Below are 20,958 nucleotides of genomic sequence, written 5' to 3' on the forward strand. Positions count from 1 at the left end.
GCGATGTACACGCGCATCAAGATTTCGACGGCCGCGAAGGCCGTCGCGACTGCCGTCCTCGCGGTGAGCGCGGTGGCGTGCAAGGACGACTTCCTCACCGAGAAGCCGGTCGACTTCGTGTCGCCGGTGAACTTCTACCAGAACGCCGGCGACGCGATCGCCGCGGTGAACGCCGCCTACGCGACGTTCGTCACGGTGCCGGACGCGGGCAACGACTCGTACGTCGGCCGCAACTTCGTGATGCTCACGGAGTATCCGACCGAGGTGACGACGAGCCGCCTCAGCGCCTCGAACGAGCGCTCGATGATCGGCAACTTCCACCCGCAGTTCACGTCGACGCACCCGTACCTCGAGGGCGTGTGGCAGGCGGCGTACTCGGGGATCAACCGCGCGAACTCGGTGATCGACCACGTGCCGGCGATCACGATGGACGAGACGCGCAAGGCGCAGATCGTCGGCGAGGCGAAGTTCCTGCGCGCGCTGCACTACTACTGGCTCGCGGGGCTGTTCGGCGGCGTGCCGCTGAAGCTCACGGAGACGGTCGGCATCGACGGCGACGTGCTCGCGCGCGCCACGGTGGCGGAGACGTACGCGCAGATCGCGAAGGACCTCACCGAGGCGGCGGCGGCGCTGCCGGCGAGCTGGCCGGCGTCGGACTTCGGCCGCGCGACGAAGGGTGCCGCGCTCACGCTGCTCGGCAAGGCGTACCTGCAGAGCGCGGGGCAGTTCGGCATCACGGCGAACTACCAGAAGGCGCTCGACACGTTCAAGCAGGTCCAGACGATGGGCTACACGCTGGACCCGAACTACGCGAGCCTGTTCGACGGCAGCAACGAGCGCTCGTCGGAGATCATCTGGTCGATCCAGAACGTGCGCGTGAGCGGCTACGGCGGGCGGCTGACGCAGTGGTTCGTGCCGGTGACGACGCCGGCGCTCTACTCGAGCGTGCAGAACCAGTTCCAGGCGGAGCGGCCGTTCTACGACTCGTACAACGCGGCCGACATCCGCAAGGCCGGCACGTGGATGACGAGCTTCACGAAGCCGAACGGTCAGACGGTGACGTGGTCCTACGCGACGACGAACATCACGACGGCGGCGAACTACGGCTCCACGGGCCCGACGCCGCGCAAGTACGTGGACCTCGGCGCGCCGTCGGGCGGCGCGGAGGCGCCGGACTACGTGGTGCTGCGCTACGCGGACGTGCTGCTCTCGGCGGCCGAGGCGGCGAACGAGGTGAGCGGGCCGAACGCCGAGGCGTACGGCTACGTGAACCAGGTGCGCGCCCGCGCGAAGGTGCCGAACCTCACGGCCGGTCTCTCGAAGCAGGCGTTCAAGGACTCGCTGTACGTGGAGCGGCGCTACGAGCTGGCGCTGGAGTTCCACGGCGTGTTCGACATGCGCCGCGACTGGGCGTTCGCGAAGGGCCGCGTGGAGGCGAACCTCCGCCAGGCGTCGACGCTGAACAAGTCGCCGTTCACGAGCTCCGTGGAGAAGCCCGCCACGAGCACGTCGCTCACCGTCGACGACAAGTGGCAGCTGTACCCGATCCCGGCGCGGGCGTGCGAGCTGAACTCGGCGCTCACGCAGAACCCCGGATGGGCGGACGGGATCTGCAAGTGACCTTCCCGTCTCACGCGGAGGCGCGGAGCGCGCGGAGAACTGCACGATGTTCCGGCGGGTCTCCGCGTCCTCCGCGTCTCCGCGTGCGACTCCACACAGCATGAAGACCACTCTCACGCTTCTCGCCGTCTGCTCCGCGGCGCTGGTCGGGCGGCGGGCGCACGCGCAGGTCACGTACGACCCGGCCTCGCTCGCGACGGCGAAGGCGCGCGTGCAGGCCGGCGACGCGGTGCTGCGGCCGGCGTACGACAAGCTGCTCGCCGACGCGGCGAAGGCGCTCGCCGCGAAGCCGGCGGTCGTCACCGACAAGCACACGCTGCTGCCGCCGAGCGGCGACGTGCACGACTACTACTCGCTGTCGCCGTACTGGTGGCCCGATCCGAGCAAGCCGGACGGGCTGCCGTACATCCGACGCGACGGGGAGACGAACCCGGAGAGCAAGCGCGATCTCGACCAGCCGCGCGTGGCGCAGATGGGCGGCAACGCGATGACGCTCGCGCTCGCGTGGTACTTCACCGGCGACGAGACGTACGCCGCCGGCGCGGCGCGGCAGCTCCGCGCGTGGTTCCTCGACCCGGCAACGCGCATGACGCCGCACCTCCGCTACGCGCAGGCGGTGCGCGGGAACCCGGAGGAGCGCGGCAGCGGCATCATCGACACGCGCTGGTTCGTGGAGGCGACCGACGCGGCGCGGCTGCTCGACGGCTCCAAGAGCTGGAGCGCCGCGGACGCGCGCGGGATGCGCGACTGGATGCGGCAGTACGTGACGTGGCTGTGGACGAGCCCGAACGGGAAGCACGAGCACGCGGCGAAGAACAACCACGGCTCGTGGTACGCCGCGCAGGTCGCGTCGCTCGCGCTGTTCGTGGGCGACGCTGCCGACAGCGCGATCGCGCGGCAGCTCGTGACGGAGGCCAAGCCGCGCATCGGCTGGCAGATCACGCCGCAGGGCGAGCAGCCGACGGAGCTGGAGCGGACGCGGAGCTTCCACTACAGCGGCTTCAACGTGGAGGCGCTGTCGCGGCTCGCGACGGTCGGCCGGTCGTTAGGCACGGACCTGTGGCGCTACCAGGCGCCGGAGGGCGGGAGCCTGAAGCGCGCGATCGACCGTCTCGCGCAGTACGCGCCGGACCCGAAGTCGTGGCCGGGACAGCAGATCGACGACGTGGACCAGGACCTCCTGCTCGTCTCGTTCCGCCGCGCGAACGCGATGCTCGGCGCGCCGGTGTACGCTGCGACGATCCGCGCGCTCCCGGCGGATCTCGTGAAGACCGACCGCAGCGCGCTGCTCTGGCCCGACGCGAGCAACACCGTGCGCAAGGACGGCCGCTGAGAACCGCAGAGTAGTCCTCTGCGTCCTCTGCGTCCTCTGCGGTCGATGCCGTTCACGAGCATGAACCGCAGAGGACGCAGAGGACGCAGAGGAAACCCTTCCTTGGTGTCATCTCAATGAAGTTCGTACGTCGTCTCGCGCTGCTCGGCGTCCTCTGTGGTGCGGCCTCCTTGGCCGGCGCGCAGCCGCACCCGAGCATCTTCATCACGAAGCAGGAAGCCGCGGCCATCCGCGCGGCGGAGGGGAAGTACCCGCTGCTCGACCGGTCGCTGCGCGAGGCGCGGGCGACGATGGATTCGGCGTTCGCGAAGCCGATCGACGTGCCGCCGCCGGGCGAGGCGGGGGGCTACGAGCACGAGCGGCACAAGCAGAACTACCGGGAGATGCAGACGGCCGGTCTGCTCTACCAGATCACGGGCGACGTCCGCTATGCGCGCTTCGTGCGCGACATGCTCGAGAAGTACGCGGTGCTGTACCCGACGCTCGGCGCGCACCCGCTGAACAAGAACCAGAGCGCGGGGAAGCTGTTCCACCAGGCGCTGAACGAGGCGAACTGGCTCGTCGCGACGACGATCGCGTACGACTGCGTGTACGACTTCCTGTCGCCGGCGGAGCGCGCGCGGTTCGAGACGAACGTGTTCCGGCCGATGGCGAGCTGGCTGTCGCGCGAGCACCCGCACGAGTTCGACCGCATCCACAACCACGGCACGTGGGCGACGGCGTCGGTCGGGATGCTCGGCCTCGTGATCGGCGACACGACGTACGTGAACGACGCGCTGAAGGGGACGACGCGCGACGGGAGCGGCGGCTTCGTGCGGCAGCTCGACCTGCTGTTCTCGCCCGACGGCTACTACATGGAGGGGCCGTACTACATCCGGTACGCGCTCATGCCGTTCTACTACTTCGCCGAGGCGGTGCAGCGGCGGCAGCCGTCGGCGCGGCTGTACGCGTACCGCGACAGCATCCTGAAGAAGGGGCTCTACTCCGCGGTCCAGACGGCGTACCCGAACGGCGTGTTCGCGCCGATCAACGACGCGTCGCGCACGATGTCGATCGCATCGCCCGAGGTCGTGCTCGCGGTGGACCTCGCGTACGACCGGTACGGGCCCAACGCCAACCTGCTCGGCGCGGCGGCGATCCAGAACGACGTGATCCTGAACGGCGCGGGGCTGAAGGTGGCACGCGACCTCGCCGCGCGCACCGCGACGCCGAAGATGAGCTTCGGATCGGTGGAGTTCACCGACGGACCGGACGGGAAGCGCGGCGGTCTCGGGATCCTGCGCAGCGGCGCAGGGCAGCACGCAACCATGCTGCTCATGAAGTACGGCGTGCACGGGCAGGGGCACGGGCACTTCGACAAGCTGCACTTCACGTTCTTCGACGACGGGCGCGAGGTGGTGCCGGACTACGGCTTCGCGCGGTGGATCAACATCGAGCCGAAGCTCGGCGGCCGGTACCTGCCGGAGAACGACACGTACGCGATGCAGACGATCGCGCACAACACCGTCACGGTCGACCAGCGCACGCAGAACGACGCGAACGAGGACAAGGACGAAGCGGTGTGGCCGGAGCGCCACTTCTTCGACGCGTCGAACCCCGCCGTGCAGGCGATGAGCGCGCGCACCGACAAGCACTACGCCGGCGTGGCCGAGCAGCGCACGATGCTGCTCGTGCGCGACGCGCGGCTGCCGTACCCGGTCGTGGTGGACCTCTTCCGCCTGACGAGCGCCGCGCCGCACAGCTACGACTACCCGCTACACTTCCGCGGGCAGCTCATCGCGACGAACACGACGTACGCGCGCGCCGCGTCGCTGGAGCCGCTCGGCGCGAAGTTCGGCTACGAGCACCTGTGGAACGAGGCGTCGGCGCGCACGGACAGCACGGTGCGCATGACGTGGCTGGACGGCAACCGCTACTACTCGATCACCACCGCGGGCGCGCCGGGCACGGACGTGATCTTCGCGCGCACGGGCGCGAGCGACCCGAACTTCAACCTCATCGTCGAGCCGCTGATGATCGTGCGCCGCCGGGCGAGCGACATGCTGTTCGCGTCGGTGATCGAGCCGCACGGCTACTTCAGCGAGCTGGAAGAGCGCTCGACGAACGCGCGCGGCACGATCGAGTCCGTTCGCGTGCTCGGCAGCTCGGCCGAGGGGAGCGTGGTGGAAGTGGCGGGGAAGAACGGGCTGCGGTGGACGGTGATGGTCACGAACGGGCCGGCGTCGGCGACGGCGCGGCACGCGCTCACGTTCGGCGGGCAGACGTACAGCTGGACCGGCAACTACGCGGTGCAGGGCGTGCAGCGGTGAGAGCGAATCGCGTGAACTTCAAAGCAGACCAACGGAACTCGAGATGAACGCGGATCTGAGCGGCAAGGTGGCGATCGTGACCGGCGGCGCGCGCGACATCGGCGCGGCGGTCGTGCGGGCGCTGGCGAAGAGCGGCGCGTCGGTGGTGGTGAACTACCAGGCGAGCGGCGACCGCGCGACGGCGCTCGTGGCCGAGGTGACGGCGGCGGGCGGCAAGGCCGTGGCGGTGCAGGCGGACGTCACGAAGGAGGCGGACGTGCGCCGGCTCGTCGAGGAGACGACGGCGGCGTTCGGCGGCCGCATCGACATCCTCGTGAACAACGCCGGCGGCATCGTGAAGCGCACGAAGCTCGAGGACATGACCGGCGCGTTCTGGGACGCGGTGTTCGCGCTGAACACGAAGAGCACGTTCCTCGTGACGCAGGCCGTGGTGCCGCACATGCGCGAGGGCGGCGCGATCGTGAACATGGCGTCGCTCGCGGCGCGCGACGGCGGCGGCGGCGGCGCGCTCGCGTACTCGTCGTCGAAGGGCGCCGTGCTGACGATGACGCGCGGCCTCGCGAAGGAGCTCGCGCCGAAGAAGATCCGCGTCAACTGCGTATCGCCGGGGATGATCGACACGACGTTCCACGACCTGCACACGCCGCAGGCGGCGCGCGAGGCGACGGCGGCGAAGACGCTCGTCGGCCGGCAGGGCACGCCGGAGGACGTCGCGAACGCGGTGCTGTTCCTCGCCTCCGACATGTCGGCGTACCTCAGCGGCGAGTCGGTCGAGATCAACGGCGGGCTGTACTTCGTATGACGCGGACCACGGAGACGGGCGCCTTCGTGCGGAGCGCGGAGACGGCGTGGCAGCAGATGGCGCCGGGCGTGCAGCGGCAGATCCTCGGCTACGGGCCGGATCTCATGATGGTGCGCGTGGAGTTCGAGGCCGGCGCGATCGGCGCGGTGCACCATCACCCGCACCGGCAGGTGACGTACGTCGCCGCCGGCGCGTTCGAGGTGACGGTGGGCGACGAGTCCGAGACGTTGGGCGCGGGCGACTGCTTCTTCGCGCGGGCGGACGTGCCGCACGGCGTGCGCGCGCTCGAGGCGGGGACGCTCGTGGACGTGTTCACGCCGGCGCGCGCGGACTTCCTCGCATGAGTAAGCGGGATCGAGTCGGGACTCGGGACTCGGGACTCGGGACTCGGGAACTGCTCCCCCCCCGAGTCCCGAGTCCCGAGTCCCGAGTCCCGATTCGCGGCCTGCGATGGTGGATCATCGGCATGATCTGCCTGGTGACCATCATCAACTACATCGATCGGCAGACGCTGAGCGTGCTCGCGCCGACCATCCGCGAGCAGTTCGGGATGTCGAACGCGTCGTACTCGCGCGTCGTGACGACGTTCCTCCTCGGCTACACGATCTCGCAGGCGCTCTCGGGCAAGGTGCTCGACCGGATCGGCACGCGCGCGGGGTTCCTGCTGTTCGTCAGCGTGTGGACGGTCGCGTCGATGCTGCACGCGGCGGCGCGGAACGTGGCGCAGCTCTCGGCGTTCCGCTTCGTGCTCGGCATCGGCGAGGCCGGGAACTGGCCGGGCGCGGCGAAGGCGGTGGCGGAGTGGTTCCCGATCCGCGAGCGCGCGTTCGCGATGTCGATCTTCAACGGCGGCTCGACGATCGGCGCCGTGGTGGCGCCGCCGGTGATCGCGTACGTCGCGCTGCACTACGGGTGGCGCTACGCGTTCTTCATCGGCGGGTCGCTGTCGCTCGTGCTGATGACGCTGTGGTTCTTCTTCTTCCGCACGCCGAGCGAGCACCCGCGGCTGTCGGCGCAGGAGCGCGCGTACATCGCCGCCGGCCAGGTGGAGAGCGGCGACGCGCCGACGGGCGCGCGGCGGCCGTGGCTGTCGCTGTTCCGCCACCGGCAGGTGTGGGCGGTCATCGCGGCGCGCTTCTTCACCGACCCGATCTGGTGGTTCCTGATCTCGTGGCTGCCGAACTACCTGAAGTCGGAGCGCGGGTTCGGGCTGGCGCAGATCGGGCTCCTGGCATGGATCCCGTTCCTGTTCGCCGACGTCGGCAACCTGTCGGGGGGCGCGGCGTCGAGCCTGCTGATCCGCCGCGGGTGGAGCGTGGACGCGGCGCGGAAGGCGGTGCTGCTCCCGAGCGCGCTGCTGATCCCGTTAGGCGTGGTGACGATCCTCTACACGCACACCGACGCGATGGCGATCGCCGGGATCAGCCTCGTGGCGTTCGCGTTCCAGAGCTGGATCGTGAACATCCACACGATCCCGTCGGACACGTTCCCGAAGCAGGACGTCGGCTCCGTGTTCGGCATCGGCGGCACGGCGGCGGGGATCGCGAGCATGCTCTTCACGCTGCTCGTCGGCTGGGTGGTGGATCGGTTCTCGTACGGGCCGGTGTACGTGATGGTCGGGGCGATGGCGCCGCTGGCGGCGGTGCTGTTTCTTCTCATCATGCGGCGGATCGAGCGGGTGCGGGAACACGCGATCTGACGGTCTCGGCGCGGCGCGCCGGTTCTGGGCTCCGCGAGGAACGGCCCTCCTCTAGCTTTGGACGCGGATCGCGCGTCCACACCCACCGGGAGTCATCTCCGGTCAGGAGTCCCGGGATGCCACACCACACCGCACCAGGATCGCTCGCATGCAGATGACCTTCCGGTGGTACGGCCCCACCGACCCCGTCCGACTCGACTACGTGCGGCAGATCCCGGGGGTGCGCGGGATCGTGAGCGCGCTGTACGACGTGCCGGTGGGGGAGACGTGGCCGGCGGAGTCGCTCGCGCATCTCGCCGACACGATCGACGCCGCGGGGATGCGGCTCGCCGTCGTGGAGAGCATCCCGGTGCACGAAGACATCAAGCTCGGGCGGCCGACGCGCGACCGGCTGATCGACAACTACTGCGCGAGCGTGCGGCACATGGGCGAGATCGGCGTCCCCGTGCTGTGCTACAACTTCATGCCGATCTTCGACTGGACGCGCACCGACCTCGCGATGCGCCTCCCCGACGGCTCGACGTGCCTGTCGTACGACGACGCCGAGCTGTCGCGCATCGATCTGAGCCGCGGCACCGGCGACCTCCCGGGCTGGGCCACCGCGTACTCCGCCGAGCAGCTCGCGGCGCTGCTCGACGCGTACAAGCGCGTGGACGCCGAGCGGCTGTGGGAGCACCTCGCGTACTTCCTGGAGCGCGTGGTGCCGGTGGCGGCGGAGTCGAACGTGAAGATGGCGATCCATCCCGACGATCCACCGTGGTCGATCTTCGGCCTGCCGCGCATCGTGAAGAACGCGGCGGCGCTCGACCGCCTCGTGTCGATCGTCGACTCGCCGGCGAACGGCGTCACGTTCTGCACCGGATCGCTCGGCGCCGACCCGGCGAACGACCTGCCGACGATGGTGCGATCGTTAGGCAGCCGAGGGAAGATCAACTTCATGCACTGCCGCAACGTGCTCGTGACGGGGACGCGCCAGTTCCACGAGAGCCCGCACCCCACCGAGTTCGGCTCGGTGGACATGCGCGGCGTGCTGCAGGCGCTGCGCGAGACCGGCTACACGGGCCCGATGCGTCCCGACCACGGCCGCATGATCTGGGGCGAAGTGGGGCGTCCGGGGTACGGACTCCACGACCGCGCGCTCGGCGCGATGTACCTCCAGGGCCTATGGGAAGGGCTACAACAATGAGTGAACCGCAGAGGACGCAGAGGAACGCAGAGCAAACCCGGATCGCGCGAGAAGTGCAGTCCTCTGCGCTCTCTGCGTCCTCCGCGGTTCGATTCGCCGTGGCGCTGCTGCTGCTCGGCGCGGCGGCCGTGCCGGCGCTTCCCGCGGCGGCGCGCGCGCAGTTCGTCGGGCTCGCGCCGCGGCTGCGCGACAGCGACGACCCGCGGGTGTTCCTGCTGCGCGGCGAGAACCTCGTCGACGCGCGATCGCGGGCGCGGAACGGCGACAAGCGGCTCAAGGCGGCGTACAATGCGCTCGAGCTGCAGGCGCGCGGGCTGCTGCGTGCCGGCCCGTGGTCGGTGATGGACAAGAAGCGCACGGCGCCGAGCGGCGACAAGCACGACTACGTGAGCCTCGCGCCGTACTGGTGGCCCGACTCGACGAAGCCGAACGGCCTGCCGTACGTGCAGCGCGACGGCCTCGTGAACCCGGAGAGCCGCGCGGACACCGATCACGACGCGTTCGGCAAGATGGTCGACGCGGTGGAGACGCTCGCCCTCGCGTCGTGGTTCACCGGCAACGCCGGATACGCCGACCGCGCCGCCGTGCTGCTGCGCACGTGGTTCCTCGACCGGCGCACGCGGATGAACCCGAACCTGAACTACGCGCAGGGCATCCCGGGCATCGTGGAGGGACGCGGCATCGGCATCATCGACACGCACGACCTGCCGCGCGTGCTCGACGCGATCGGTCTGATCGAGACGACGACGAACTCGTGGACGGAGCAGGACCAGCGCGGCATGGTGGCGTGGAGCCGCGAGTTCCTGCAGTGGCTGCAGACGAGCAAGAACGGCACCGACGAGCGCGACGCGAAGAACAACCACGGCACGTGGTACGACGCGCAGCTCACCGCGGTCGCGCTGTTCGTGGGCGACACGGCGCTCGCGCAGCGCACGATCGCGAAGAGCGCCGCGCAGCGCTTCGCCGAGCAGGTGCTGCCGAGCGGCGAGCACCCGCAGGAGAGCGCGCGCACGCGGCCGCTGCACTACACGCTGTTCAACCTCGAGCCGTTCGAGCGGCTGGCGGAAGCGGGGCGCCACGTGGGCGTGGACCTGTGGCGGTGGCAGGCGCCGAGCGGCGCGTCGCTGCTGCAGTCGACGCGGTGGGTCGCGCAGTTCGCGGACACGGCGGTGAAGATGCCGAAGGCCGACGTCACCCCGGTGGATCCGAGCGAGTTCCTGCTCCCGCTGCGCCGCGCCGTGCAGGTGTTCGGCGACCCGGTCATCGCCGCGGCGATCGGCAAGCTGCCGAAGGACGTGGTGGAGACGGACCGGTCGAGGCTCCTGTATCCCGATGTGCCGTGAGGCGGCTGCGTGGATGCGTGGCTGCGTGCTGCGTGACGATCCTCGGTGCTGCCTGCCATCACGCGCCTAACGCAGCATCGGTCCCCGTGCCGATCGCGTCGTCCACCGCGCTCGACTCGGTGGCGTCGCGGGCGATCCGGTACGCGGAGACGAAGCTCGCGGCGGCGGCGGACTCGCTCGACATGAGCAAGGGGTTCCCACGCCACACGGTCGGCCGCGACGGGGCGTGGGTGCAGATGCCGGTGACGCAGTGGACGAGCGGGTTCTTTCCGGGCGCGCTCTGGTACGCGTACGAGCTCTCCGGTGATCCGGCGTTCCGCGCGCGGGCCGAGCGGTGGACGGCCGGCGTGGAGTCGGCGAAGACCCGCACCAACACGCACGACATCGGCTTCCTGCTCTTCCCGAGCTTCGGCAACGGCTACCGCCTCACCGGCAACCCGCACTACCGCGACGTCATCCTCGAGGGCACGCGCAACGTCACGACGCGGTTCAATCCCACCGTCGGCGCGATCAAGAGCTGGGACGTCGACAACCCGAGCGACCCGCGCAGCGCGTGGCCCGGCCGCTATCCGGTCATCATCGACAACCTGATGAACCTGGAGATGCTGTTCTGGGCCGGGAAGCAGCCGGGCGGCGATCCGCGCTGGGCGGACATCGCGACGCGCCACGCCGAGACGTCGATGCGCGCGCACGTGCGCGACGACGCCAGCACCGCGCACGTCACGCTGTTCGATCCGCGGACGGGGAAGTTCCTCGGCCGCGTGACGTGGCAGGGCGACGCCGACACGTCGGCGTGGGCGCGCGGCCAGGCGTGGGCGATCTACGGCTTCACCGCCTCGTACCGCGCGACGAGGAAGCCCGAGTTCCTCGCCACCGCGCGCCGGGTCGCGGACTGGTACCTCGCGCGGCTGCCCGACGACTACGTGCCGTACTGGGACTTCCGCGCGCCGGGGCTGCCGAACGAGGAGCGCGACGCCTCCGCCGCGGCGGTCGCGTGCTCGGCGCTGTTCGAGCTCGCCGACCTCGCGCACGAGCCCCGCTACCGCGCGGCGGCCGAGAAGACGTTAGGCTCGCTCGCCACGCGCTACCTCACCGCGGGGACGGGGAACGCGGCGATCCTCGCGCACTCGGTGGGGTCGAAGCCGGGGAAGAGCGAGGTGGACGTGGGGATGATCTACGCGGACTACTACTTCCTCGAGGCGCTCGTCAGGTACGAGCGATCGCGCACGGGCGGGCGATGATCGCGCCGCTCTGGCCTCCACGTACGAGTGTGCGTTGGACTGAAGAAGGACTGAAGGAGGACTGAAGAAGGAGAACACCAACAAGAAGTGTTGGTCCTTCTTCAGTCCTCCTTCAGTCCTTCTTCAGTCCTATGGAAACTCGTACGTGGAGTCGTGCAGGCCGCGACTCACTCCATGATCGCGTGCCCGCCGCCGGCGCCCCGCGTCTGCCGCACGAGCAGCAGCAGCGGAATGAGCACGAGGATGATGAGCGCGCTCAGGACGTAGATCTCGCCGTACGCGATCACGCTCGCCTGGCCCGTGACCTGGCGGTCGAGCAGGGCCAGGGCGCGCTTCTGCGCCGTCCAGAGATCGGCGCCGCGGGCCATCATGCCACGCGTCAGCATCTCCACCCGCGCGGCCGTCGCGGGATCGTAGAGCGACACGTGCTCGGCGAGCGTGGCGCGGTTCTGGGCGGTGAAGCGGATGACGAGCGTCGAGATGCCCGCGATGCCGAACGAGCCGCCGAGCTGGCGGAAGAAGTTGTAGAGCCCCGCGCCCTGTGGCAGCTCCTGCGGCGACAGCTCGGCCAGCGTGATCGTCGTCAGCGGCACGAACATGAGGCCGAGCCCCACGCCGCGGAGGATGAGCGGCCAGAAGAAGTCGTGCGCGCCGCTCTCGCCGGTGATCTTCGAGAGCTTCCACGCCGCGAGCGCGAAGATGAGCGCCCCCGCCGTGATGAGGATGCGCGGGTCGACGCGGTTCGTGAGGCGTCCCACGATCGCCATCGACAGCGCGGTCGCGAGCGCGCCGGGGAGCAGCACGATCCCCGTCTGCTCCGCCGTCATGCGCAGGTTCCCCTGCAGGAAGACCGGCAGCGTGAACGCCATCGCGTAGAGCCCGATCCCCATCACCACGCCGAGCACCGTGCCGACCCACATCTGGCGGTGCCGGAGCACGCGGAAGTCGATCGCCGGATGGTCGGTCGTGAGCTCGCGCCACAGCAGCGCCGCGCCGCCGACCACGCCGATCACGGCGAGCGACGTGATGAGCCGCGACGCGAACCAGTCCTCCCGCTCGCCGTGCTCCAGCACGTACTGCAGCGAGCCGACGCTCGCGATGAGGAGCGCGATGCCGATGTAGTCGATCGCTTTCGGCCGCTGCTGGTGCGCCGGGTCGTGCACGTACGTCGCGATCATGATCGCGGCGAGCGCGCCGACCGGAATGTTGATGTAGAAGATCCACGGCCAGCCGTAGTTGTCGGTGAGCCAGCCACCGAGCGTGGGGCCGATCGTCGGGCCCACCATGACGCCGAGGCCGAACAGCGCCATCGCCATCCCCGCTTCCTCGGGCGGGAACGCCTCGAACAGCACGGCCTGCGACACCGTCATGAGCGCGCCGCCGCCGATCCCCTGCACGATGCGCCAGAAGATGAGCGCGCCCAACGAGCCCGACGCGCCGCACAGGAAGCTCGCGATCGTGAACGTGACGATCGACCCGACGAAGTAGCGCTTGCGCCCGAGCAGGTCGCCGAGGAAGCCGGTGAGCGGGATGACGATCACGCTCGCCAGGATGTAGCCCGTCGACACCCACGCGATCTCGTCGAGCGAGGCGCCGAGGTTCCCCATCATGTCGGGGAGCGCGACGTTCACGATGGAGCTGTCGATGACCTGCATGAGCGCCGCGAGCACGACGGCGAACGCGATGAGGTACTTGTGCTCCTCGCCGCGGCGGGCGTGCGGCGCCGCCGCGATGGGCGCGACGACCGCGGTGACGTCTTCCTCCGCCGGCAGCTCCTGAACGCGGACCGCCTCAGCCACGCGGCGCCGCCGCGAGCCCGCGGGTGATGATGCTGGGATGGATCGGGGCCATGGGACGCGGATCTCGAACTAGACGGAATCGTCTAGTTGCGATCCTGAAACTAGACGTTGTATTCTAGTTGTCAACGTGACTCCCGTTCCCCGCCAACGGCCCGCGCGGCCGCCGCTCCAGGAGCGCGGTCAGCGCCGCGTCGACGCCATCCTCGATGCCGCCGCCACGATCGTGGCCGAGCGCGGCGTCGCCGGCCTCACCGTGCACGGCGTCGCGCGGCGCGCCCGCACGGCGATCGGGTCCATGTACCACTTCTTCCCCGACCTCGAGGCCGTGCTCGGCGCGCTCGCCGACCGGCACGCGCGCACGCTGCGCGGCGAGCTCGAGGCGCTGAGCGCCGCGCCGGTCGACTGGGCCGCGCTGCCGCTCGACGTCGCGGTGGACGGCTTCCTCGATCCGCTGCTCACGTACATCGAGCGGCACCCCGACGTGCTCCACGTGCTGCGCCGCCCCGGCCGCGGCGCGCGGCGCCATCCCGAGCTCGAGGCACTCCTGCTGCAGACGGCCGAGCGCATCGTGCGCGCGCGCACCCCCGAGGCGTCGCCCGCGGCCCGCGCCGCGCGCGCCGCAACGATGCTCGCCGTGGTCGACGGCGTGCTCACGCGCACCGAGCGCGTCGCCAGCCCGCCCGCGTCGACCATGATGCGCGAGCTGAAACGGGCGATCGTGGGGTACCTCGGCTCGTACGAGGCGATCTGAGGGACAAGGCGAGAGCACGGCCATGGGGATCCGACGGCGATCGACGCGATCTCCTCCGTCGATCGGGAAAGGCGTCTCGAGCCGACCGCCTTCTGCCTACCCGAAGATCCTTTCCATCGCCGTCGGATCCCCAGTGGTCGTTACACACCTCGGCCCTTACATCGCCTACGTGAACGTCCACGACGCGGTCGCGCTCATCGCCCCGGCGATTCACATGCCGGGCGGCACGTGGGCGGACCTCGGCGCCGGCGGCGGCACGTTCACCCGCGCGCTCGTGCGACTGCTCGGCCCCGGCACGACCGTGCACGCGGTCGATCGCGACGCGGGCGCGATGGCCGCGCTCCGCGTGCCCGGAATCTCCACGCACGTCGCCGACTTCGCCGACGAGGAGGCGTGGCGCGCGCTCGCACTGCCGCCGCTCGACGGGATCCTGCTCGCGAACGCGCTGCACTTCGTGCGCGACCAGCGCGCGCTGCTCGCGCGCGTCGCCGCCGCCCTCGCGCCTAACGGTCGGCTCGTCGTCGTGGAGTACGAGGGGCGCGCGCCGAGCCGGTGGGTGCCGTATCCGGTGGGGATGGAGCGCCTCGGGGAGCTCGTGTCGGGCGCGCTGACGGCTCCCGTGCGCGTCGGCGCCCGACGCTCGGCGTACGGCGGCTCGATGTACGCCGCGTGGGCCGAGCCGGTGCCGCGCGAGGGCGGTTGACGCGGCCGCGGCGCGGTGACTAAATGGGGCGCTCACGAATGCGCCACCGCTCCACACGTGCCTGTCTCGGAGGTCACGACCATGCCCGCGCCTCTCCAGTTCATGCAGAAGCGCTTCCAGCTCCGCGATCACCACCCGCCGACCGGGCTCGGCGCGTTCGACCTCGACTTCAATCCGGCGACCGGACGGTTGACGACGACGGTGCGGTACGCGCTCGAGTTCATCGACACGGCGAACTACACCTGGGCGGCCGGCGCGAAGACCTCCTTCAAGTCCGAGTTCAGCCAGCGCGTGGCGGATTTCTGGAACGGCCAGTTCGCGATCGCGTGCACAGTGCCGGGGTGGGACAACGTGAGCGTGACCCCCGTCTTCGCGTTCACCGAGGACGCCGGGCATCCGCACTTCCGGATCAAGTGCATGCCGACGCGCGGCGCGTCGAACACCGCCGTCCGGCCCGACGGCACCGCGAAGTTCGGCATGGAGGCGACGAGCCTCACCGCGAACGCGGACATGCAGCGCAACAGCGTCAAGCGCGACCTCAAGGTGCCGACCATCATCCCCGGCGGCGTGCCGAGCACCGGCCCCGGTCAGGGGGCGCAGTTCACGATGACGTCGCTGGAGATCCTCAAGCGGCTGGCCGAGAACGCGATCACCGCGTTCGGCGCGAAGGCGAAGAACGTGCGCGTGGACGTCACGGGCTTCGGCTCGGACGACGCGAAGAAGAACGCCGAACGCGTGCGCGACACGCTCGAGCGGTTCGGCCTCAAGTGCGACTGGTCGCTCCACTCGAAGTCGAAGGCGCCGACCGGCGTCGCCGCGCTGATGGGCGTCATCGTCGCGTTCAACGAGAAGGACGTCGACAAGTACGCGAGCGTCGGCGCGCTGGCCGACCCGAAGATGAGCCAGGCGACCATCGTGCACGAGTTCGGGCACATGCTCGGCCTCCCCGACGAGTACAACGCGCTCTGCTCCAGCTCCGCCGCGGAGCTCGTCGGCCTGGGGCGCATGGGGCACGGCGTCGAGCCGATGATCCGCCTCGACGACATGAGCGTCTCCGCGAAGGAGGCCGCGAAGTCGGATGCGATCGAGCGCAACCAGCAGGCGTTCGTGCAGCTGTGCGGCCAGGCGAACGTACCGGTGCCGCCGTTCGGGCGGGCGAACGACAGCGTGATGTCCTGCGGCAGCCGGTTCCTGCCGTGTCACTGCGTCACCGTGTGGGACGCGCTCTGTCAGGCGACGCAGGCCGACGTGCCGCGCACGGGGTGGCAGCTGCGGCTCGCGTGACGGTCGTCGGTCGTCGCGCAACGCTGGGGTGACCGCCCGCGTAGCCGAACACCACCACCAACGCCCCGATGACCGACCGTCGCGACTTCCTGAAGACCCTCGGCGCCGCCGCGCTCACGGCCGGCGTCGCGCCGCGCCTGCTCGCCGAGCCGCCGCGCACCGCGCCGTACACCGACCCCGCCGTCGAGGAGCTCGCGCTGTACGCGCTGCAGGCGGCGAAGGACGCCGGCGCGAGCTACGCCGACGTGCGCTTCGGCCGCTACCGCCGTCAGTCGGTGAGCACGCGCGAGCGACAGGTCACCGGCGTGAGCGACTCCGAGTCGTTCGGCTGCGGCATCCGCACGCTCGTCGACGGCGCGTGGGGGTTCGCCTCCACCGCGGACGTGTCGAAGGAGAGCCTGCGGAAGACCGCCGCCGAATCGGTGACGACGGCGCGCGCGGCGAAGCGCGTGCAGCGGCGCCCCGTCGTGCTCGCGCCGGTGACGCCGGCGAAGGGCGCGTGGAAGACGCCGGTGAAGGTGGACCCGATCGACGTGCCGATCGAGGACAAGGTCGCGCTGCTGCTCGCCGCGAACGAGGCGGCGCTGAAGGTGAAGGGCGTCCGCTTCGCGAGCACCAGCGTGAGCGCGCTGCGCGAGGAGAAGACGCTCGCCACCACCGACGGCACGCTCGTCACGCAGACGTTCTACCGCGTCGCGCCGACGTTCACGGCGACGGCGATCGGCAGCGGCGGCTTCGAGACGTACAACGAGGAGCTCGCGCCGCGCGGCAGCGGCTGGGAGTACGTGACGTCGCTCGACATGGCGAACGCGGCGGAGCGGTGGGCGGCGCGCGCGGCGGAGAAGCTCACCGCGCGGTCGCTCGAGCCGGGGCGCTACGACGTCGTGCTCGACCCGCGCAACCTGTGGCTCACGATCCACGAGAGCGTCGGCCACGCGCTCGAGCTGGACCGCGCGCTCGGCTACGAGGCGAACTACGCGGGCACGAGCTTCGTCGCGCCGCCGGAGAAGGTGTTAGGCAAGCTGCGCTTCGGGTCGGAGCTCATGACCATCCGCGCCGACCGCACCCAGGAGGGCGCGCTCGCCCGCGTGATGTGGGACGACGAGGGCGTGCCCGCCGAGGAGTGGACGCTGATCGACAAGGGGATCGTGAAGGATTACCAGACGACGCGCGAGCAGGCGGCGTGGATCTCCGCGCTCACCGGCGTGAAGCGGTCGCACGGGTGCGCGTTCGCGCAGTCGTGGAGCGACGTGCCGTTCCAGCGCATGCCGAACGTGTCGCTGCTGCCCAACACGAAGGACGTCTCGCTCGACGACATCGTGTCGGCGACCGACCGCGGCGTGATGTTCACGAACCGCGCGACGTACTCCATCGACCACCAGCGCTACAACTTCCAGTTCGGCGGCCAGGCGGCGTGGGAGATCCGCGGCGGCAAGGTGGTGGGCATGGTGAAGGACTGCGCCTACCAGGCCACGACGACGACGTTCTGGAACGCGCTCGACATGCTCGGCGGCCGGTCGACGTACTTCCTCGGCGGCACGTTCAACGACGGGAAGGGCGAGCCGGGACAGTCGAACCAGGTGAGCCACGGCTGCCCGGCGGCCCGCTTCAAGAACATCAACGTCATCGCCACGGGAGGTGCGGCATGAGCATGCGGCCCTACCGCCTGCTCGCCGCGGATCCGCGCGATGACGCCGAGGCGCTGACCAAGAAGGTGCTCGGCTTCGCGACCGCGGACGAGACGCGCGTCGTGCTGCGACATGGCTGGACCGGGCAGACGCGGTTCGCCGCCGGCGAGATCACGACCTCGGGGAGCGGCGACGACCGCACCGTGACGGTGGTGAGCACGTTCGGCAAACGCCGCGCGTCGTCCACCACGAACGTGCTCGACGACGCGAGCCTCAAGCGCACCGTGGAGCTCGCGGAGCGGCTCGCGAAGCTGTCGCCCGAGGATCCGGAGCTGATGCCGGAGCTCGGCCCGCAGCAGTACCGCGCGATCCAGGCGTTCGATGCGCGCACCGCGTCGCTCGACGCCGCGGCGCGCGCCGACGCGGTGGCGGCCGCGGTGAACGCGGCCCGCCGGTCGGGCCCGGACCTGTTCGTCGCCGGCTACCTCGAGGCGAACGCGATGCGCGCGAGCGCGATCGCGACGTCCCGCGGGCTGTTCGCGTTCCACCAGAGCACCGACGTCAACCTGTCGAACACCGTGCGCACGCCCGACGGCACCGGCTCCGGCTGGGCGTCGGGTGGCGGCCGCGGGTGGGCCGACGTGGATCCCGCGGCGTTAGGCGCGCGCGCCGCGCAGAAGGCGGTCGCGTCGCGCAACCCGGTGGCCATCGAGCCGGGGCGGTACACGGTGATCCTCGAGCCGCAGGCGGTGGGCGACCTCGTGCCGCTGCTGTTAGGCCTGTTCAACGCGCGCACCGCCGAGGAGGGACGGAGCCCGTTCTCCAGGCGCGGTGCCGAGCCGGGCGCGACCCGACTCGGCGAGCAGATCGCGGACCCGCGCGTGACGCTCTTCTCCGACCCCACGGATCCCGAGCTGCTGGGCGCCCCGTTCGACGCCGAGGGGCTGCCGTTAGGCCGCCGCGTGTGGATCGAGAACGGCAAGCTCGCGACGCTCGCCTACTCGCGCTTCTGGGCGCAGAAGCGCGGGCTGCCGGAGAGCGCCGCGGGCGGCGGCGGAGGCGGCTTCGGCGGCGGAGGCGGTGGGGGCGGTGGGGGCGGCGCGGGGCTCAAGATGCTCGGCGGCACGAAGTCGCTCGACGAGATCATCGCCGGCACCGACCGTGCGGTGCTCGTGACGCACAACTTCTACATCCGCCCGCTCGACGCGCGCACGGCGAGCTACACGGGCATCACCCGCGACGGCACGTTCCTCGTGGAGAACGGCAAGATCACGCGCAGCATCAAGAACTTCCGCTGGAACGAGAGCCCGCTGCTGATGCTCAACCGCGTGCTGGAGATCGGGCGCGCGGAGCGGATCGGCCCGGGGCAGGTGATGCCGTCGCTCAAGGTCGCGGACTTCAACTTCGCGTCGATCTCGGAGGCCGTGTGACGTGGTGGTCGCCGCGGCGCTGGGGCGCGCCGCAGCTGCTCGCCGCGTGGGTGGCGTACTGGGTGCTGCTCGCCGCGGTCGCGTTCGCACGGCCGGCGCTCGTCATGTACCGCATCCGCGACCTGCCAGAGGGGAGCTCGAAGGCGCAGGTGTCGCTCGGCGACCAGGGGTTCGTCGCGCACATCGTGTCGCAGGGGCGCACGCTCATCGACTGGCGCGCATCGGGGACGACGGTGCTCCTGTGGCTCGTCGTGCCGCCGCTGCTGATCTTCATCGCGTGGCTCGTGATGCGTCCACGTCCCGGGCAGGCGCGGCCCGGGGAGCTCGGCGCCGGCGACCCGCTCGCCGGGTACGAGGCGGCGCGGCGCGAGCGGGCGCGGGAAGAGCGACGTTAGGCCGGTGCGCTTCGAACCGAACCGGAGAACAATCGACAGGTTCGAGATGACAGGCGAGTGCTCTGGGGATCCAACGGCGATGAAGAGGATCTCGAGATCTCTTCAATCGCACTTGGATCCCCAGGGCACTCGTCTATTCCCTCGCCCCATCGATGTTCTCCGCGGCCCTCCGCGTCCTCTGCGGTTCATTCACACCGCAAAGCGGTTCAGGCGTGAGACGAACCGACCGCATCGTGCGTTCCTGAGCATCCCGCTCAGGAGACCGGTTCATGCGTTCGCTCGTCGCTCTGTCGTTGGGCGCCGCCGTCGTCGCCGGTGGCGCGCTGCTCGCGCCCACCCCGCTCGCCGCACGCGCCCTGTCGTTCGCGGAGAACCTGCCGCTCATCGGCACGGGCGGCGGGCACTCGTTCACGCGGAACTGCCCTGCGGGCTCGGTGCTCACCGGCGTGCGGTGGCGCACCGGCGCGGTCGTCGACGGCATCGGCATCCAGTGCTCGACGGTGCGCAGCGACGGCACGCTGGGGCCGCGGACCGACGTCGGCTCGATGGCGGGAGGGAACGGCGGCACCGCGGGGAGAGACGACTGCCACGGCGGAGTCGTCGCCGGACAGAACGGCGCCACGGCGGGCGTGAGCCTCGGCTCGCTGTTCTTCCGCTGCTTCCAGTGGAGCCCCGCCGCACGCGCCTACACCGGCGCCGTCAACTACACGATCAACGTGCGCATCGGCCTGCTCATCTCCGCGTCCGAGTCGCAGTGCCACGACGGCGACAAGCCGGCCGTGGGCCTCTACGGACGCCACGGATCGTTCATCGACGCCGTGGGCGTCATCTGCGGCAAGCCGTGAGCGACGCGCCGTTAGGCGCCTCCCTCACGGCTCGTCGCACACCAGGCCCAACGCGTCGACGAACGCGGCGGCGCGGCCGCGGATGCCGCTCGCGGGCTGGCGGCTCGACTCGCATTGCTCGCGCCCTTCCCCGGTGTGCGGGGTGAGCACCGCGCCGACGTAGAGGCCCGTGCCCGTGCTGGCCGTCAGCGTGAACTTGCGGAGGCTCGCGCTCCACGGCGCGCACTCCAGCGCCATGTAGCTGACGTACGAGCCGTAGGACAGGTCTGCCAGGACGATGACCTTGCCGGCCGGGCACGAGACGGTCCCCGTCGTGCCGCCGGTGCCGCCGCTGATGGTGCCCACCGTCGACTCCGGGCCTAACGACCCGTCCGCGTTCACCGGGCGGCACAGGATGCCGACGGCGTCGACCACGAGGCCGGTGCGGTAGCGCAGCCCCGTGAGCACGTGCCGCGCGCCGCAGTCGTGCGAGAAGCTGGTGCCGCCCGCGCCGCCGTACACGGGCAGGAGCTGCGGCGGGTCGTCGGCCCGCAGCAGCGCGAGCGGCAGCACGGCGAGCGTCAGGGCGTGGAATGTGGCGCGCATGGTCG

Annotated in this window: 18 protein-coding genes; 16 read left to right on the forward strand and 2 right to left on the reverse strand. The window is 70.7% G+C overall.

Features of this window, described 5'->3' with window-relative positions; translation table 11 throughout:
- Nucleotides 1-3: 3 nt before the first annotated feature.
- From J421_RS05945 to J421_RS05985, 9 genes are all read left to right on the forward strand, one after another.
- The gene (locus J421_RS05945; RefSeq protein WP_025410253.1) at nt 4-1,620 is read left to right on the forward strand and encodes a RagB/SusD family nutrient uptake outer membrane protein; all 1,617 of its coding nucleotides are present in this window, start codon (nt 4-6) and stop codon (nt 1,618-1,620) included.
- 100 nt (nt 1,621-1,720) lie between these two features.
- A complete protein-coding gene (locus tag J421_RS05950) occupies nt 1,721-2,953 on the forward strand; it encodes an alginate lyase family protein (protein WP_025410254.1) in 1,233 nt (410 codons plus the stop codon).
- A 116-nt stretch (nt 2,954-3,069) separates the two neighbouring features.
- Nucleotides 3,070-5,262: a heparinase II/III domain-containing protein gene (locus J421_RS05955; RefSeq protein WP_104022315.1), complete on the forward strand. Its 2,193-nt coding sequence runs from the start codon at nt 3,070-3,072 to the stop codon at nt 5,260-5,262.
- A 43-nt stretch (nt 5,263-5,305) separates the two neighbouring features.
- Entirely contained in the window at nt 5,306-6,064 is a 759-nt protein-coding gene (locus J421_RS05960; protein ID WP_025410256.1) for an SDR family NAD(P)-dependent oxidoreductase, read from the forward strand.
- Nucleotides 6,061-6,408 carry a cupin domain-containing protein gene (locus J421_RS05965; protein ID WP_025410257.1) on the forward strand — a complete coding sequence of 116 codons (348 nt, stop codon included), beginning with the start codon at nt 6,061-6,063 and terminating at the stop codon, nt 6,406-6,408. The genes J421_RS05960 and J421_RS05965 overlap by 4 nt, the downstream gene beginning before the upstream one ends.
- Nucleotides 6,405-7,763 carry an MFS transporter gene (locus tag J421_RS05970; protein WP_025410258.1) on the forward strand — a complete coding sequence of 453 codons (1,359 nt, stop codon included), beginning with the start codon at nt 6,405-6,407 and terminating at the stop codon, nt 7,761-7,763. Before J421_RS05965 ends, J421_RS05970 begins: the two co-directional genes overlap by 4 nt.
- Before the next feature lie 148 nt (nt 7,764-7,911).
- Nucleotides 7,912-8,949, forward strand: a complete 1,038-nt coding sequence (uxuA, locus tag J421_RS05975; RefSeq protein ID WP_025410259.1) for a mannonate dehydratase — start codon at nt 7,912-7,914, stop codon at nt 8,947-8,949.
- Nucleotides 8,950-9,047: 98 nt separating this feature from the next.
- Entirely contained in the window at nt 9,048-10,292 is a 1,245-nt protein-coding gene (locus tag J421_RS05980) for an alginate lyase family protein (RefSeq protein WP_025410260.1), read from the forward strand.
- A gap of 86 nt (nt 10,293-10,378) precedes the next feature.
- Nucleotides 10,379-11,533 (forward strand): glycoside hydrolase family 88 protein, encoded by a 1,155-nt coding sequence (locus tag J421_RS05985; protein WP_025410261.1) that lies wholly within the window; start codon nt 10,379-10,381, stop codon nt 11,531-11,533.
- Between the two features lie 167 nt (nt 11,534-11,700).
- Here J421_RS05985 and J421_RS05990 read toward each other — a convergent pair whose 3' ends face one another.
- Nucleotides 11,701-13,332: a DHA2 family efflux MFS transporter permease subunit gene (locus tag J421_RS05990; protein WP_025410262.1), complete on the reverse strand. Its 1,632-nt coding sequence runs from the start codon at nt 13,330-13,332 to the stop codon at nt 11,701-11,703.
- 127 nt (nt 13,333-13,459) lie between these two features.
- On the opposite strand from J421_RS05990, the gene J421_RS32615 reads away from it, so the two are divergent.
- From J421_RS32615 to J421_RS06025, 7 genes are all read left to right on the forward strand, one after another.
- Nucleotides 13,460-14,083, forward strand: coding sequence for a TetR/AcrR family transcriptional regulator (locus tag J421_RS32615; RefSeq protein WP_025410263.1), 624 nt, complete (start codon nt 13,460-13,462; stop codon nt 14,081-14,083).
- A gap of 169 nt (nt 14,084-14,252) precedes the next feature.
- Complete coding sequence (locus J421_RS06000; RefSeq protein WP_025410264.1) at nt 14,253-14,786, forward strand: class I SAM-dependent methyltransferase; 534 nt, start codon at nt 14,253-14,255, stop codon at nt 14,784-14,786.
- An 81-nt stretch (nt 14,787-14,867) separates the two neighbouring features.
- Nucleotides 14,868-16,070, forward strand: coding sequence for a hypothetical protein (locus J421_RS06005; protein ID WP_025410265.1), 1,203 nt, complete (start codon nt 14,868-14,870; stop codon nt 16,068-16,070).
- Nucleotides 16,071-16,138: 68 nt separating this feature from the next.
- Complete coding sequence (locus tag J421_RS06010) at nt 16,139-17,719, forward strand: TldD/PmbA family protein (RefSeq protein WP_025410266.1); 1,581 nt, start codon at nt 16,139-16,141, stop codon at nt 17,717-17,719.
- The gene (locus J421_RS06015; RefSeq protein ID WP_025410267.1) at nt 17,716-19,128 is read left to right on the forward strand and encodes a TldD/PmbA family protein; all 1,413 of its coding nucleotides are present in this window, start codon (nt 17,716-17,718) and stop codon (nt 19,126-19,128) included. Before J421_RS06010 ends, J421_RS06015 begins: the two co-directional genes overlap by 4 nt.
- The gene (locus tag J421_RS06020) at nt 19,125-19,523 is read left to right on the forward strand and encodes a hypothetical protein (RefSeq protein ID WP_025410268.1); all 399 of its coding nucleotides are present in this window, start codon (nt 19,125-19,127) and stop codon (nt 19,521-19,523) included. Before J421_RS06015 ends, J421_RS06020 begins: the two co-directional genes overlap by 4 nt.
- A 269-nt stretch (nt 19,524-19,792) precedes the next feature.
- Complete coding sequence (locus J421_RS06025; RefSeq protein ID WP_025410269.1) at nt 19,793-20,368, forward strand: hypothetical protein; 576 nt, start codon at nt 19,793-19,795, stop codon at nt 20,366-20,368.
- Between the two features lie 24 nt (nt 20,369-20,392).
- On the opposite strand, the gene J421_RS06030 is transcribed toward J421_RS06025, so the two are convergent.
- Nucleotides 20,393-20,953, reverse strand: coding sequence for a hypothetical protein (locus J421_RS06030; RefSeq protein ID WP_104022320.1), 561 nt, complete (start codon nt 20,951-20,953; stop codon nt 20,393-20,395).
- Nucleotides 20,954-20,958: the final 5 nt, after the last annotated feature.

This window comes from Gemmatirosa kalamazoonensis, assembly GCF_000522985.1.
In the GTDB taxonomy this organism is placed as follows: Bacteria; Gemmatimonadota; Gemmatimonadetes; order Gemmatimonadales; family Gemmatimonadaceae; genus Gemmatirosa; species Gemmatirosa kalamazoonensis.